General features: G+C 70.5%; 15 protein-coding genes. 10 read left to right on the forward strand and 5 right to left on the reverse strand.

The genetic code is table 11. The features are described from left to right. Nucleotides 1-271 precede the first annotated feature (271 nt). On the reverse strand, nt 272-451 hold the full coding sequence (locus ABTU92_RS07890) for a hypothetical protein (RefSeq protein ID WP_408089338.1): 180 nt from the start codon (nt 449-451) through the stop codon (nt 272-274). 561 nt (nt 452-1012) lie between these two features. Between ABTU92_RS07890 and ABTU92_RS07895 the strand changes: the two genes are divergently transcribed. Genes ABTU92_RS07895 through ABTU92_RS07910 form a run of 4 tightly spaced genes read left to right on the forward strand, consistent with a single transcriptional unit; the run spans nt 1013 to nt 5061 of the window. Then, the gene (locus tag ABTU92_RS07895) at nt 1013-1990 is read left to right on the forward strand and encodes a Bug family tripartite tricarboxylate transporter substrate binding protein (protein WP_408089340.1); all 978 of its coding nucleotides are present in this window, start codon (nt 1013-1015) and stop codon (nt 1988-1990) included. Between the two features lie 16 nt (nt 1991-2006). Next, nucleotides 2007-2456, forward strand: a complete 450-nt coding sequence (locus ABTU92_RS07900; RefSeq protein WP_408089342.1) for a tripartite tricarboxylate transporter TctB family protein — start codon at nt 2007-2009, stop codon at nt 2454-2456. 13 nt (nt 2457-2469) lie between these two features. Then, nucleotides 2470-3969, forward strand: coding sequence for a tripartite tricarboxylate transporter permease (locus ABTU92_RS07905; protein WP_408089344.1), 1500 nt, complete (start codon nt 2470-2472; stop codon nt 3967-3969). Nucleotides 3970-3978: 9 nt separating this feature from the next. Next, nucleotides 3979-5061, forward strand: a complete 1083-nt coding sequence (locus ABTU92_RS07910) for a patatin-like phospholipase family protein (protein ID WP_408089346.1) — start codon at nt 3979-3981, stop codon at nt 5059-5061. 34 nt (nt 5062-5095) lie between these two features. Here the strand turns inward: ABTU92_RS07910 and ABTU92_RS07915 are convergent, their stop codons facing one another. After that, entirely contained in the window at nt 5096-5563 is a 468-nt protein-coding gene (locus ABTU92_RS07915) for a hypothetical protein (protein ID WP_408089348.1), read from the reverse strand. Nucleotides 5564-5711: 148 nt separating this feature from the next. Between ABTU92_RS07915 and ABTU92_RS07920 the strand changes: the two genes are divergently transcribed. The 3 genes from ABTU92_RS07920 to ABTU92_RS07930 all read left to right on the forward strand — a co-directional run bounded on the left by ABTU92_RS07920 (nt 5712) and on the right by ABTU92_RS07930 (nt 8943). After that, nucleotides 5712-6533, forward strand: coding sequence for a hypothetical protein (locus ABTU92_RS07920; RefSeq protein WP_408089350.1), 822 nt, complete (start codon nt 5712-5714; stop codon nt 6531-6533). Nucleotides 6534-6852: 319 nt separating this feature from the next. Next, the gene (gene nirK, locus ABTU92_RS07925; RefSeq protein WP_408089352.1) at nt 6853-7965 is read left to right on the forward strand and encodes a copper-containing nitrite reductase; all 1113 of its coding nucleotides are present in this window, start codon (nt 6853-6855) and stop codon (nt 7963-7965) included. Nucleotides 7966-8067: 102 nt separating this feature from the next. Continuing rightward, nucleotides 8068-8943 (forward strand): SUMF1/EgtB/PvdO family nonheme iron enzyme, encoded by an 876-nt coding sequence (locus ABTU92_RS07930; RefSeq protein ID WP_408089354.1) that lies wholly within the window; start codon nt 8068-8070, stop codon nt 8941-8943. Here ABTU92_RS07930 and ABTU92_RS07935 read toward each other — a convergent pair whose 3' ends face one another. The 3 genes from ABTU92_RS07935 to ABTU92_RS07945 all read right to left on the reverse strand — a co-directional run bounded on the left by ABTU92_RS07935 (nt 8944) and on the right by ABTU92_RS07945 (nt 10895). Next, nucleotides 8944-9387, reverse strand: a complete 444-nt coding sequence (locus ABTU92_RS07935) for an ArsC/Spx/MgsR family protein (protein WP_408089356.1) — start codon at nt 9385-9387, stop codon at nt 8944-8946. A gap of 168 nt (nt 9388-9555) precedes the next feature. Further along, a complete protein-coding gene (locus tag ABTU92_RS07940) occupies nt 9556-10329 on the reverse strand; it encodes an outer membrane protein (protein ID WP_408089358.1) in 774 nt (257 codons plus the stop codon). 149 nt (nt 10330-10478) lie between these two features. Further along, complete coding sequence (locus tag ABTU92_RS07945) at nt 10479-10895, reverse strand: HutP family protein (RefSeq protein WP_408089360.1); 417 nt, start codon at nt 10893-10895, stop codon at nt 10479-10481. Nucleotides 10896-11411: 516 nt separating this feature from the next. Between ABTU92_RS07945 and mdcB the strand changes: the two genes are divergently transcribed. From mdcB to ABTU92_RS07960, 3 genes are all read left to right on the forward strand, one after another. Continuing rightward, on the forward strand, nt 11412-12383 hold the full coding sequence (mdcB, locus tag ABTU92_RS07950) for a triphosphoribosyl-dephospho-CoA synthase MdcB (protein ID WP_408089362.1): 972 nt from the start codon (nt 11412-11414) through the stop codon (nt 12381-12383). Between the two features lie 168 nt (nt 12384-12551). Then, nucleotides 12552-13766 (forward strand): Na+-transporting malonate decarboxylase, carboxybiotin decarboxylase subunit, encoded by a 1215-nt coding sequence (madB, locus tag ABTU92_RS07955; protein WP_408089364.1) that lies wholly within the window; start codon nt 12552-12554, stop codon nt 13764-13766. Between the two features lie 27 nt (nt 13767-13793). After that, nucleotides 13794-14627, forward strand: coding sequence for a biotin--[acetyl-CoA-carboxylase] ligase (locus ABTU92_RS07960; RefSeq protein WP_408089366.1), 834 nt, complete (start codon nt 13794-13796; stop codon nt 14625-14627). Nucleotides 14628-14632 lie beyond the last annotated feature (5 nt).

The following is a 14632-nucleotide window of genomic DNA, read 5'->3' on the forward strand; positions in this document are numbered from 1 at the left end:
ATCGGATTCCGCTCTAGCGTGGCTTCGTCGCGCTGGCGTCCGTCGTGGTCGGGCGCGGGGATGACGACGCTCGGGTTGTCCGCCGATATCGCGGACGCATCCAACACGTGACGGCGCCCGATGCGCCTCTACGGGGCGGGCGAGGGTGCTGCCTTATCGCGAGGCGGTGCCGCGGCGCACGTCCTGTCGCGCTACACATCCCGACCGGCTGCGATCCCTGGCGTGCGCTCACCCGCGGCGGCAGGCGCGGTGCTTGGCCTCGACCCGCCCCTCAGGCGCCGCCGATGCCCTGAACCACCTTGCCGGTCCCGCGGCAGGTCGGGCAGGCGCGGCTGTCGCGGCGGCCGGTGCCCTCGCAGTCCGGGCAGATCGCCTCGCCGGTGCCGGGCGTGCCGGACGGCGCCTCGTCGCCGGGTCGGGGCTGGGCGTCCGTGCTTCGGGTCGGTGCCATCGTTCTCTCCCTCTGTCGAATGGCGAAAGCCTCGTCGGGACAACCGCCGTCGTCGTACCCGGTTCGTGGGAGACGTCCGGCCGCCTTTCCGGTCCGATCGGGGGTGCGCGGCAGCCGATGCCCGCGCGAGCGCAGTCCGGTCGAGGGCCGCGGCGGTATCTCGGGGAACGAGGCGTCGCGCCGTCGACGCTGCGTGACCATCGGCGCTGCCCCGAACACCACATCGTCGACCGCGCCCGCGATCATCACGTGATCTGGTCGTCCCTGCCACATCATACGACGTATGACGTGAGACGAGCGGCACGGCGCGAACGCGCCATCGACTTCGCTCGCGAAATATTCGACCATGCCCACGCGGTCATCCGGATTTCGAACAACGCTGGCCCGGACTAGACCCGAACGACTCGACTCGTCCGACTTCCGACGCGGCCGCGCGACCGACGACATCCGTCCTCCTACGTCTTCCTCGCTTTTCCTGATCTCTTCGTTCCGCTCATCGTCGTTTCGCGCGTCCGCTCGTCGACACCGTCTTCCATCCGACCGGCCATCACGAGGACGCATATGATCAGACCGTTGTGTTTCGTCGTCGCCGCGGCGCTCGCCGGCGCGGCCCTGCAGCCGGCGCCCGCCGAGGCGCAGCAGAATTTCAGTCGCGCGGTGCGCATCGTGGTGCCCTACGCGCCCGGCGGCACCTCCGACATCCTGGCGCGCCTGATCGCGCCCAAGCTGCAGGAGGCGATCGGCCAGGCCGTCGTCGTCGAGAACAAGCCGGGCGGCTCGGGCAACATCGGCGCCGACGCGGTCGCCAAGGCGCCGAAGGACGGCCACTCGCTGCTGCTGCTCGATGTCGGCACGCTGGCGCTGGCGCCGAGCCTGTTCCCCGACCTCACCTTCGATCCGCAGAAGGATCTGGCGCCGGTCGGCATGATCATGTTCGCGCCCTATGTGCTGGCCGTCAGCCCGGCGACGCCGGCCAAGTCGGTCGCCGAGCTGATCAGCTACGCGAAAGCCAATCCGGGCAAGCTCGCGGTCGCCAACTCCGGCATCGGCGGCATGAATCACGTCACCCCGATCCGCATCGCCAAGGCGCTCGGCATCGAGTGGAAGAACGTGCCGTATCGCGGCGGCGCCGCCGCGACCCGCGCCGTGGTGGCGGGCGAGAGCCAGGTGATCTTCAACGGCGTCACGGCGACGCTGCCCTTCGTCAAGAACAACCAGCTCGTCGGCCTCGCGGTCTCGGGTCCCGAGCGGCTCAAGTCGGCGCCGGATCTCCCGACCTTCGACGAGGCCAAGCTGCCGGCCGGCGATGCCGGCACTTGGCAGGGCCTGATGGTGACGGCCGGCTCGCCGCCCGAGCTCGTCGCCAAGCTCGACACCGCGCTGAAGACGATCCTCGCGAGCCCGGACATCGCCCAGAAGATCGCCGATCTCGGCGGCACCGTGAAGGCCGATGGGCCGGCGGCGTTCCGTACCTGGTTCGCCGACAACGTGAAGCTGCTCGGCGCGGTCGTCCGCGAGAACGGCATCAAGGGCGAGTGAGGGAGCGCGAAGCACCATGGCTGGCCGTCGGATCGATCTGCAGGATCTGCTGTTCGGCCTGTTCCTGGTCGCGGTCGCCGTGTTCACGGCGGTCGCGACCTGGAGCCTGCGGGTCGGCACGGCGGCCAACATGGGGCCGGGCTACATGCCGCGGGCGATCGCCGTCGCGGTGCTCGGCTTCGGCCTGTTCTTCGTCGTGCGCGGGCTTCTCGCGCCGTTCAAGGGCATCGCCCCGCCGCAGCCTCGCGCGGTCGTGTTCATCCTCGCGGCGGTCGCCGCCTTCGCGCTGCTGGTCACCACGGCGGGGCTGATGATCGCGGCGATCGTCACCATCGTGATCGCCGGCTTCGCCAGCCGCGAGACGCGGCCGCTGGAGACGGTGCTGTTCGGCGGGGCCATGGCGGTCGGTGCCGTGCTGCTGTTCGTCCAAGCCCTGAAGCTTCCGGTGCCGATCTGGCCCTGGTGAGGAGACGACCGCCATGGACCTGTTCGGCAATCTCGCGCTCGGCCTCGCCACCGCGGTCGAGCCGATCAATCTCCTCTACTGCCTGATCGGCGTGATCATCGGCACCGCCATCGGGGTGCTGCCCGGAATCGGCCCGATCCCGACCGTGGCGCTCTTGCTGCCGTTCACGTTCGGGCTGGCGCCGACCTCGGCTTTCATCATGCTGGCCGGCATCTTCTACGGCGCCCAGTACGGCGGCTCGACCACGGCCATCCTGGTCAACGTGCCGGGCGAAACCTCGTCGGTCGTCACCTGCCTGGACGGCCACAAGATGGCGCAGAACGGCCGCGCCGGGCCGGCGCTGGCGATCTCCGCCATCTCGTCGTTCTACGCCGGCACTATCGCCACCGTGGTGATCTGTCTGCTCAGCCTGCCGCTGTCGGTGCTGGCGCTGAAGTTCACGGCGGTCGAGTATTTCTCGCTGCTCGTGCTCGGCCTGCTCGCCGCCGTGATCCTCGCCCATGGCTCGGTCATGAAGGCGCTGGCCATGGTGCTGCTCGGCCTGCTGCTCGGGTTGATCGGCATCGACGTCTCGTCCGGCGCGGCCCGCATGACCTTCGGGGTCGCCGAGCTCGGCGACGGCATCGACTTCGTGCCGGTCGCGATGGGCCTGTTCGGCCTCGGCGAGATCATGGCCAATCTGGAGCGCCCGCCGGTCCGCCAGGTGGTCAGCCAGAAGGTGCGCGACCTGATCCCGAGCCTCGCCGACCTGAAGGCGGCGTTCCCGGCGATGACGCGCGGCACGCTGATCGGCTCGATCCTCGGCGTGCTGCCCGGCGGCGGCGCCGCGCTGCCGCCGTTCACGGCCTATGCGCTGGAGAAGAAGATCTCGAAGAACAAGGCGATGTTCGGCCACGGCGCGATCGAGGGCGTCGCCGCGCCCGAGGCCGCCAACAATGCCGGCGCGCAGACGAGCTTCATCCCGCTGCTGACCCTCGGCATTCCAGCGAACGCCCTGATGGCCCTGATGATCGGCGCCCTGATGATGCACGGCATCCAGCCGGGTCCGCAGATCATGACCGAGCAGCCGCAGCTCGTCTGGGGCGTCATCGCCTCGATGTGGGTCGGCAACCTGATGCTGCTGATCATCAACCTGCCGATGGTCGGGATCTGGGTGTCGATGCTGAAGATCCCCTATCGGCTGTTGTTCCCGGCGATCGCGCTCCTGTGCTGCATCGGCACCTACGGCATCGCCAACAGCGTGTTCAACATCTGGCTGATGCTGGCCTGCGGCCTGATCGGCTACTTCTTCATCAAGGTCGGGGCGGAGCCGGCACCGCTGCTGCTCGGCCTCGTGCTCGGGCCGCAGCTCGAGGAGAACTTCCGCCGCGCCATGATGCTGTCCGACGGCGACTTCGGCGTGTTCCTGCAGCGGCCGATCAGTGCGACGCTGCTCGGCGTCGCCGCGCTGCTGATCCTGGTGCTGCTGTCGCCGACCGTTTTCAGGAAGCGCAAGGAGGCGCTGGCGGAGTAGAGTCCCGGCATGACGGCCGAATCACCCGCCTTCCCGCCCGCCGGCGCGTCGTCCGGCGCGGCCAAGCGCGTCAACCTCGCCCTGCAGGGCGGCGGCGCGCACGGCGCCTTCACCTGGGGCGTCATCGACCACCTGCTCGCCGACGGCCGCGTGCAGATCGAGGGCATCTCCGGCACCTCGGCCGGCGCCGTCAACGCCGTGATGTTGGCCGATGGCCTCGCCCGCGGCGGGCCCGACGAGGCGCGGCGTCGGCTCGCCGATCTGTGGCGGGCGGTCAGCACGGCCGGCGGCCTGCCGGCCCTGCAGCGGACCGTGCTCGACCGGCTCCTGTCCTTCGTCCCGCTGGAGACGTCGCCGATCGGGATGTGGTTCGACGTGCTGGGCCGCTTCCTTCCGCCCTACGACCTGCGGCCGCTCGACATCAACCCGCTGCGCGAGCTGATCGAGCGCTTCGTCGATTTCGAGGCCGTGCGGGCCTGTGCGCCGCTGCAGCTCTTCGTCTCGGCGACCGACGTCCATACCGGCCGGCTCAAGGTCTTCTCGCGCGACAAGATCACGGCCGACGTGATCCTCGCCTCCGCCTGCCTGCCGATGCTGTTCCGCGCCGTCGAGATCGACGGCGTGCCGCACTGGGACGGCGGATATCTGGGCAATCCGGCGATCTTCCCGTTCTTCCACACCACCGCCACCGAGGACGTGCTGATCGTCCAGCTCAATCCGCTCGTGCGGCGGACGACGCCGCTGACGTCGCGCGAGATCCTCGATCGCGTCAACGAGATCAACTTCAACTCGTCTCTCCTGGCGGAGGTGCGCGCCATCGAGTTCGTCGCGCGGCTGATCGACGAGGGACGCCTGCCGCACGGCACCGGGCCGGGCGCCTACCGCCGGATCAATCTGCACCGCATCGCCCTCGACGTGATCGGCCACGAGCTCACGGCGGCGAGCCGGATGTCCACCGACTTCGAGTTCTTCGAGTTCCTGCGCGACGAGGGCCGGCGTTGCGCCGCCGCGTTCCTGGACGCGCATCTCGACGACATCGGGGTGCGCGGCAGCGTCGATCTCGTCGCCGAGGCACGCGCCGAATGGGCGTGAGCCCGGCGCTGCGCCGCGAGGCGCGCGCGGCGGCTCAGTCCCGGCAGAGGATGCCGTGCACGACCCCCTCGACCACCCGGGCCTGGCAGCCGAACACCGGGACGTGCGGCGTGCAGGTGCCGGTCGCGGCGATCGGTCGGCCGGAGCGAAGCCGGTCGCGCTCGGCCGGCGTCGGCGCCGCCAGGCATTCCCCCTCGCATTCCCCGCTGTCGGCGCAGACGCGGCCGCCGTCACGGGTCGGCACCCGGCAGATCGGCGCCGGGAAGAGACCGGCCGGCCCCCAGCGGCCGCCGGCGGCCTCGCAACCGGCCTGCTCGCGCGGCACCGCGAGGCGGGAGCCGCAGGGACGCTCCGGCATCGGGTGCCGCGGCTGCCCGACTGCCGTCCAACGGCCCTCCGTGCAGCGCCAGAAGTCGGCCGCGGCGGCCGGTCCGGCGGCGGCGAGCCAAAGGCTCGTCGTGAGGGCGAGGGCGATGCGCCGGACCGTGGTGTCGTGTGCCATGATCGGTTCCCGCGAGACCGGGACAGGAGCCCGGCCGCCACAGCCTGAACCGGGCCGGCGGCCGGCGATTGACCTTCGTCAACCGAAGGGTCGCGCGGAGCGACCGGCGACCGGCAGGACCGCCCGGGGCAGGATGAGTCGAGAGACGATGATTCAACGCACGATCACGCGGCGGGCGATGACGCGACGCAGAACCGCTCGGGAGACGATCGGCGCCGCCGCGACCGGCCGGCGATCCGCCATGATCGGCATCGTCGCCGGTCTCGTCCTGCTCGGCCTTCCCGGCACGGCCGCGCGGGCCCAGCTCACCACGACGCCAGGGCCGGGCGGCATCCCGATCGCGCCAGGGGCGCCCGTGCAGGGCTGGACGCCGGGCGGCGTCGGCATCGGCGGCGGCCGCATCGCGCCGGGACCGGCTGCCCGCGACGTGCCGATGTATCGGCGCGGGCCGGGCGATGTCCCGGTCCTGGTCGCGCCGCCGGCCCGCGACCGGCGCGGCGGGGCGGCCGGGGCCGGCGCGGGGACCGCCGGAGTCGGCGCGGCGCTCGGCGGCGCCGCGCCGGACTGTGGCACCGGCGGCTGCCTGCCGAGCAGCCTGCGGCTCACCATCCACACCGCGAAGACCGAGCCCGCACCGGCCGACACGGCGAAGGCCGACGGCCCGGTCGACACGGTTCAAAAGCTGTTCGCGGCGCTGCGCGCCTGCTGGACGCCGCCGGCCGAGAGCGAGCGCAAGCCCGGCATGGAGATGACGGTGCGGTTCGGCCTCTCCCGCGACGGCAGCCTGATGGGGCCACCCTCCGTCACCTACGCCACCAAGGGGGCCTCGAAGGAGACGCGCGACGTCTACCGTCGTGCCATCACCAAGAGCCTCGAAGATTGCGACCGGCTGCGCGTCTCCGAAAAATTCGGCCGCGGCCTCGCCGGCCGCCCGCTGTTCGTCCGCTACATCGACGGACGGGCCGACTGAGGAGGCTCTTGTCCCGGGCGCGACGCATAGCGTCGTGACCCGGGACCCAGGGCTGTTCAGGAGAGGTCTCTCCCTGTGGCCCCTGGGGCCCCGGCTCTGCGGCGCATCGGGCCTTCGGCCCGGCGCGCCTTGTCCGGGGCACGAGGGTCGACTCCGCCCGCTGATGCTGCTCCGCCCTCCCTGTTTGCGGTTCGGCAAGCAGCGCCGCCGTCGCGCGCGGCGACGCCCCGCTGATTGCCGTTTCACAACGAAGCCGGGCCGTCGCGCTCCTAGCGTCCGTTCATCGATTTCGAAGGAACGACGCACAAAGGAGGGTCCGATGACCCGCAGGTCCGTACTGATGGGCGCCGCCGTGGCCGCCCTGCTGGCTGCCGCTCCGGCGCTCGCCGCGAGCCCCGATCTCCCGCGCAAGACCGTCGATCTCGTCGCCCCGCCCTTCGTCCATCCGCACGAGCAGGCCACGACCGAGAAGCCCGCGATCGTCCAGTTCAGGATGGTCATCGAGGAGAAGGAGGTGGTGATCGACGAGGCGGGGACCAAGTTCCGCGCCATGACGTTCAACGGGACCATGCCGGGCCCGATGATGGTGGTGCACGAAGGTGATCAGGTCGAGCTGACGCTGGTCAATCCCGACACCAACACGATGCCGCACAACATCGACTTCCATTCGGCGACCGGTGCGCTCGGCGGCGGCGCGCTCACCCACGTCAACCCCGGCGAGCAGGTGGTGCTGCGCTGGAAGGCGACCCGCACCGGCGTGTTCGTCTATCACTGCGCCCCCGAGGGCATGATCCCCTGGCACGTCGTCTCCGGCATGAGCGGCACCGTGATGGTGCTGCCGCGCGACGGCCTGAAGGACCGCGCCGGCAAGCCGCTTCGCTACGACCGCATCTACTATGTCGGCGAGAACGACCTCTACGTCCCGCGCGACGAGACCGGAAAGTTCAAGAGCTACGAGTCGCTCGCCGAGTCCTACAGCGACACGACCGAGGTGATGCGCAAGCTGATCCCCTCGCACGTCGTGTTCAACGGCCGGGTCGGCGCGCTCACGGGCAAGAACGCCATGACGGCCAAGGTCGGCGAGACCGTGATGATCGTCCACTCGCAGGCCAACCGCGACACCCGTCCGCACCTGATCGGCGGCCACGGCGACCACGTGTGGGAGACCGGCAAGTTCAGCAACCCGCCGCAGACGGATCTCGAGACCTGGTTCATCCGCGGCGGCTCGGCGGGCGCGGCCCTCTACACGTTCCTGCAGCCCGGCGTCTACGCCTACGTGAACCACAACCTGATCGAGGCGGTGGAGCTCGGCGCCACGGCGCATTTCAAGGTCGAGGGCACCTGGAACGACGATCTGATGACGCAGGTGTCGCCGCCCGGGCCGATCACGCCCGGCAAGGTGGGCTCCGCCGCCCGGACGGTGACGAAGTGAGGCGGTGACATGGCGAGGCGGTGACATGGCGCCGTCCGCGCCTCCCCGCGGACCGGCGCAGTCGCCGCGTCGGTCCGCAGGACCGCGGTCGGAGGAACGGCCATGCTGCTCGTGTCGGGACTGAAGCTCACCGCGGTCGCGGCCGCCCTCGCCGGGCCGCTGGTGGCCGGTGCCGTCGCGGTCCTTGCCCCCGCGGCGCCGCCGGTGCTGCCGCACGAGATCGTCGTGCTGGCGCCCGGCCCCTTCTCCTACCGCACCGCCGGCGACATCACGGTCGCGGGTCGCCCTGTCGTCGCGCCGCTGCAGGCGCGGCGACAGGAGCGGCCGCTCGCTGTCATGGCGCGGCAGGTCACGGCGGCCGAGTACGGCGCCTGCGTCGACGCCGGCGGCTGCCCGCGCGTCCCGCAGGCCGGCACGGCGGCCGACCGGCCGATGGTCGGCGTCAGCTTCCGGGACGCGCTCGCCTATGCGGCGTGGATCAGCCGCGCGACCGGCGTCGTCCACCGGCTGCCGACCGACGCGGAGTGGGTGTTCGCCGCCGCCGAGCGGGCGCGCGACGAGGTGTTGCCGGTGGTCGACACCGCCGATCCGGCCAAGGCGTGGCTCGCCCGCTACGAGACCGAGGCGGCGCGCGAGACCGGCCCGACGGCGCCGCAGCCGGTCGGGCACTTCGGGACCAACGCCAAGGGACTCGCCGACATCGCCGGCAACGTGTGGGAGTGGACCGCGAGCTGCTTCGTGCGGGCCGCGCTCGAGGCCTCCGGCGAGACGCGGCCGACCACGGTCAACTGCGGCGTCCGGGTCGTCCAGGGCCAGCACCGCACCTACATGACCGACTTCATCCGCGACCCCCGCACCGGCGGCTGTGCGGCCGGCGTGCCGCCCGCCCATCTCGGCTTCCGCCTGGTGGTGGAGACCGGCCCGGCCGACCTGCTCGCCGGTCTCGGGACCGTGGTGCGAACGCTGGCCGGCGGCTGATCAGGATGCGCCGGCCGCGTCTGCGGCCTTGCAGGCGACCGCGTGCTGCGGGTCGTCCTTGGGGCACTGGTCCGTGATGGTCTGGCGGGTCGGTGCGAGGCCGATCCAGGCGTCGACCAGCGCCTGATCGAAGCCCGCCTCGCGGCGTTCGCCCACCTGCATCAGCGGCCGGCGGATCAGCAGCGGATCGGCGAGCATCAGGGCGATCGCCGTCTCGGCCGTCTGCAGGGCCGGCACCACGGCGCCGGATTTCACCCGCGGCGAGGACGTGTTGAACCACGCCGTCACGGGCCGCTCGCCGAAAAAGGGGCGCAGCCGCTCCGCCGTCCAGGCTTCGCTCAGCAGATCACGAACGTCGACCTCGTGGCCGGAGGCGCGCAGCAGCGCCTTCTGGCGCGCATTGCCGGCGCAGCCGGGCTTCTCCCAGAAGATCACCGTCGCCATTGTCGCAAATCCTCCATCCGGGCGCTGCCGCGAGCGGAGAAGCAAGCGACGGGCCGGGCGCGGCGCGGTGACACGAAACGGCAAAGGGCCCCGAGGAGACCTCGGAGCCCTTGCCGTTTCACCCGACCAGCCTCTGCTGGGACTTCGGCCCGGAGGGGTCGACGCGGCTCAGTAGCGCGCCATGACCGGAGCGCCACCGCCGAAGCGGTAGTTCAGGCCGACCTTGGCGGTGTGGATGCCGCCGACGTCCTGCGTGAAGCAGCCGAAGCCGCCCCCCACCGTGGTCGAGGCGCAGGCGCCCTGCGTCTCGTCGAGGCCGATATACATGTACTCGGCCTTGACGCTCCAGTTCATATCGAACGCCCACTCAAGGCCGCCGCCGACCGTCCAGGTGGCGATCGTGTCGCTGATCGACACCGAGGCGCCCGGGACCGTGTAGGTGCTCTCGACGCCGACGAAGGCGACGCCGCCCTTGGCGTAGAGGAGCGCCTGGCCGAAGGAGTAGCCGAGCCGGCCGGTGATCATGCCGTACCAGTCACCGACCTTGCTCGACGCCCAGTAGCTGCCGGCCGGAGTACGGAGCGGATCGTAGGCAGAGCCTTCGACGCTCAGATAGCCGAGCTCGCCCTCGAGGCCGAGCACGAACGGCGAGCCGATCGGCTGCCAGTTGCAGCCCAGCGTGCCGCCGCCGATGAAGCTCGAATCGGTGTTGTAGGCATAGCCGTACTGGTTGGCCGCGCCGAACGTGTACGGATAGGCGGTCGAGTCGCCACCCGACCACGCGCCACCGACATAGCCGCCGATGTAGCAGCCGGTCCACGAGAACACCGGCGCCATCACGGGCGGCGGGGCCTTCATGGGCATGCGGGCCGAGAGGTCCGCGGCGCCGGCGACGCCAATCGACATGACGGTCGCGACCGTCGCCATCAGGATCTTCTTCATTGGTCCATCCCCTCGTCTTTGGTGGATGCAATCTGACTCGAACCCGAGAAAAATTGGTGTCAATTCTGCCACACCGGGGCGCAACCCGGGACGTCGTTAATGAAGCGTTAACAAGGGGTTGGGGGCCAAGAAGGCGGCGCCGCGCCGGGTCAGAGATGCATCGCCCCGAAGCCGATCCGCTCGTGATTGGTGAGCTGATGCATGGCCGAGTCGCCGTAGGCGGCGATCACCAGCCACTTGCCGTCGGACACGATGGCGACCTTGATCTTCAGGCTCGAGCTGTCGACCACGGCGTGCGTGAGCCCGTGCCACGCCTCGAGTCCCGCATGAATGATCGCGTGGATCGGCCCGGCCCGCTCCGGCACCGTGTCGGCCTTGAGGGCGGCGCCGATCAGCGAGCGCACGAACACCCGCTCGATGTCGCCCTTGCGGCCGCTCACATAGGTGACGGTGAGCCGCACATGCGGGTCGCTCTTCAGCGAGTCCTTGATCCTGATTTCCTCGTCGTCGCTCGACATGGCCGTGATCAGGGCCAGCTTGCCGATGCGGTCGGTGGCGATGTCCATGGGGATCACCTCGGGATGCGGGGGAGGGGGGAACGCCGTCCCGTCCGGCGTCGCGCGAATAGATACCGCTCTCTCCCGCGCCGATGAAGCCGCATTCCTCCTGATCATCTCGGCCGTGCGTTTTTCGCCGGGCTCGTCGAAACCCGTTTTAGAATCAGCGCCGACGAACCCGCTCCATCCGTGATTCTGCTTGCCCGGTCGCCGATTGACAGCTCGGGGCGGCAGGAACAAATTGCCGCCGTCCCGTGACGGACGGCCGCGGTCACGGAGCACGCGAAACTCAGAGATCGGCCACGACAGTTCCTGCGGATCCTTCGAGCGCCCGTCCGACGACCCCGAGTCTCACGACCCTGGTCAGGCGACGCGACGTCCGAGGCGATCCGATCCCCGCCGAGCGATCACGCGAACCTAGCGACGGTGTTTCTCCAGCCGTGACGTGCCTTGTGGCACGCGCGCTGCGCTCTCCGTGCATCCGACGACGATGTCGTCCGGATCCGCGAGCGCAGGAGTGTCGTCGTGGGTTGCTCTCCCGTCCTTCCGGATACGCCCGTCTGTCCCGCGCTGCTCGACGCCGCCGCATGGCGGATCGGTTCGGCGGCGCTCGCCGGGCTGCTCCTCGAGGTCTGCTCCCACCCGAAACCCGGCCTGGTGACGCCGCGCTCCATGGGTGCGCACGCCGACATGGACGTGCGCACCTTCATGCTCTCCTCGGCCGCGATCGCCCCCTGCCTGTTCCAGTGCGCGGCGCTCGGCCGTTCGCACCGCGGCGCGCTCGTCGATCTGCTGCCGGCGGTCCGCGCCGTCGGACGTGATCACGACGCCGCGCTGCTCGGCGCGACCAACGGCGTCAACACCCAGCGCGGCGCGCTGTTCTGCGCCGGCCTGCTCGCCGCCGCCGCCGGCTGCGTCAGCCGGAGCGCCGACACGTTGCGCGCCGAGGACGTGCTGCGCACCGTCGGTGCCATCACCGAAGGCCTGTGTGCGCGCGAACTGCACGGCCGCACCGGCACGCCGCACACCGCCGGCGAGATTCTGTTCCGGCGTCACGGCACGCTCGGCATCCGGGGCGAGGTCGAGGCCGGCTTCCCCACCGTTCTCGACTGCGGCCTGCCGGCGCTGCGCACCGCGCTCGCCGCCGGCCACGGCCTCGACCGCGCGCTCGTCCATGCGCTGATCGCGCTGATCGCCGTCGCCGACGACACCACCGTGATGTGGCGCGGCGGCCCGGAGGCGCTCGACTTCGTGCGCGCCGAGGCGCGCCGCGTGATGGATCTCGGCGGCGCGCTGACGCCCGAGGGGGTCGCCGCGATCGAGCGGCTCGACGCGGCCTGCATCGCCCGGCGCGTCAGCCCCGGCGGCGCGGCGGATCTGCTCTCCGTGACGGTCGGCGCGCATCTGATCGAGCACGGCACCTTTCCCGAAACCGCGACGCGGAGGTTCTGCCTCGGCGGCGACCACCAGACTCAATCCAACGGAGACCGTCGATGAACGTCATCGTCTACACGATCGCCGCCTACGCGATCACGGCCGTGATCGCCTATGCGGTGATGGGCGTGATCGTCCTGCTGAACAAGCTGATGAGCGGCAGCGGCGCCGAGTGAGATTCGGCGGCCCGCGACGCGCGGCCGCCCGACCGAGATACGAGGACCTAAATCCATGCTGCAACAGCTTCTCTCCATCTTTCCCGGCATCGCGACGATGTTCGCGCAGGAACCGGTCGTCGCCGTGATGCGCGTCGTCCTGATCGTCGTCGGGTTCGGGCTCGCCTATCTGGGCTTCAAGCGCACGCTCGAGCCGCTCATCATGGTGCCGATGGGCCTCGCGATGATGTGCGTCAACGCCGGCGTGATGTTCCTCGAGGGCCAGAAGATCGGCACCCTCATGCTGGCCCCGCTGGTCGCCGAGCCGGCCGCGCTGGTCGACGCGATGCAGATCTACTTCCTGCAGCCCGTCTACAACTTCGCCTTCTCGAACTCGCTGGTCGCCTGCATGCTGTTCTTCGGCATCGGCGCCATGTCGGACATCACCTTCATTCTCGCCCGTCCGTGGGCCTCGATCACGATCGCGATCTTCGCCGAGCTCGGCACCTTCGTGACCCTCGTGATCGGCTACTACTGCGGGCTGACGCCCGGCCAGGCGGCGGCGGTGGGCTCGATCGGCGGCGCCGATGGCCCGATGGTGCTGTTCGCTTCGCTGGTGATGGCGAAGGACCTCTTCGTCCCGATCTCGATCATCGCCTATCTGTACCTGTCCCTCACCTATGCGGGCTATCCCTACCTGATCAAGCTGCTGGTGCCGGCGAAGTATCGCGGCGCCGAGGTGGAGATGGAGTTCCCCGAGGTCTCGCAGAAGTCGAAGTTCATCTTCACGATCGTCGCCGCCGCGCTGCTCTGCCTGCTCCTCCCGGTCGCCGCGCCGCTGACGCTCTCCTTCTTCCTCGGCGTCGCCATCAAGGAGGCCGAGATCGAGCCGTACCAGGAGCTCCTGGAGAAGACGATCACCTACATGTCGACCCTGCTGCTCGGCCTGGTGCTCGGCGTGCTGTGCGAGGCCTCGACCCTGCTCGACGTCCGCGTCCTGCTGCTGCTCGTTCTCGGCATGACGGCGCTCCTGTTCTCCGGCATCGGTGGTCTGCTCGGCGGCTGGCTGATCTGGGCGCTCTCGCGCGGCAACTTCAATCCGGTCGTCGGCATCGCCGGCGTGTCCTGCGTGCCCACCACGGCGAAGATCGCCCAGAAGATCGTCGGCGAGGCCAATCCCTACGCCATGATCCTGCCGGTCGCGATGGGCGCCAACATCTGCGGCCTGATCGTCTCGGCGATCGCGGTCGGCGTGTTCGCCTCGACGATCGGCCTGGTCGCCGGTCACTGAGCCGACAGGCACAAGAGGATCCGCGCCGTGCACGCCCCGGTTCACGATAGGCTCGTCGCGCCGTTCGGCTCGGCCGATCGCCCGGACCGCAGGATCGGTCGTACCGTCCTGCGCATCCCGGTCGCCGACTCGACGAATGCGATGCTGATCGAGCTGGGGCGTGGCGGCGCGGTGGACGGAACCGTGCTGGTCGCCGACGAGCAGGTCGCCGGACGCGGCAAGGGCGAGCGCAGCTGGTTCTCGAGTCGCGACGAGAGCCTCTGCGTCTCGCTCCTGCTGCGGCGGGCGCCCGGACGTGATCTGACCAAGGCGACCCTGCTGGCGGCCGTCGCGCTGCACGACGCGGTGACGCGGCTCGGCGTGCCCGCCGCGATCAAGTGGCCGAACGACATCCTGATCGACGACCGCAAGATCTGCGGCATTCTCGCCGAGGCGGCGACCACGACGGACGGCGACGTCGACTTCGTCGTCGTCGGCTTCGGTCTCAACGTCGCGATCGCAGCCGAGACGTTCCCGCCGGAGCTGCGCGGAATCGCGACCTCGCTCGCGGCGGCGACCGGCCGGGCGTTCGACTGCGCCGCCGTCCTCGACGCCTGCCTCGACTCGTTCTCGACCTGGGTCGCGATCCTCGAGGATCGCGGCTTCGCGCCGATCGCCGATGCCTGGCGGCGCGGCACCAGCACGCTGGGCCGCCGGGTCGTCGTCTCCGATTCGGCCGTGCCGCTCGCCGGCACGGCCGTCGCGCTCGCAAACGACGGCGCCCTCGTGCTGCGCGACGACGCCGGGCACGACCACCTCGTCCATTCCGGAGACATCCGCCACGCCCGGCCGCCGATCGCGGCGGCCGCGGCGGGCCGATGACCACG

The sequence above is a fragment of the Rhodoplanes sp. SY1 genome (assembly GCF_046000175.1).
GTDB lineage: Bacteria > Pseudomonadota > Alphaproteobacteria > Rhizobiales > Xanthobacteraceae > Rhodoplanes.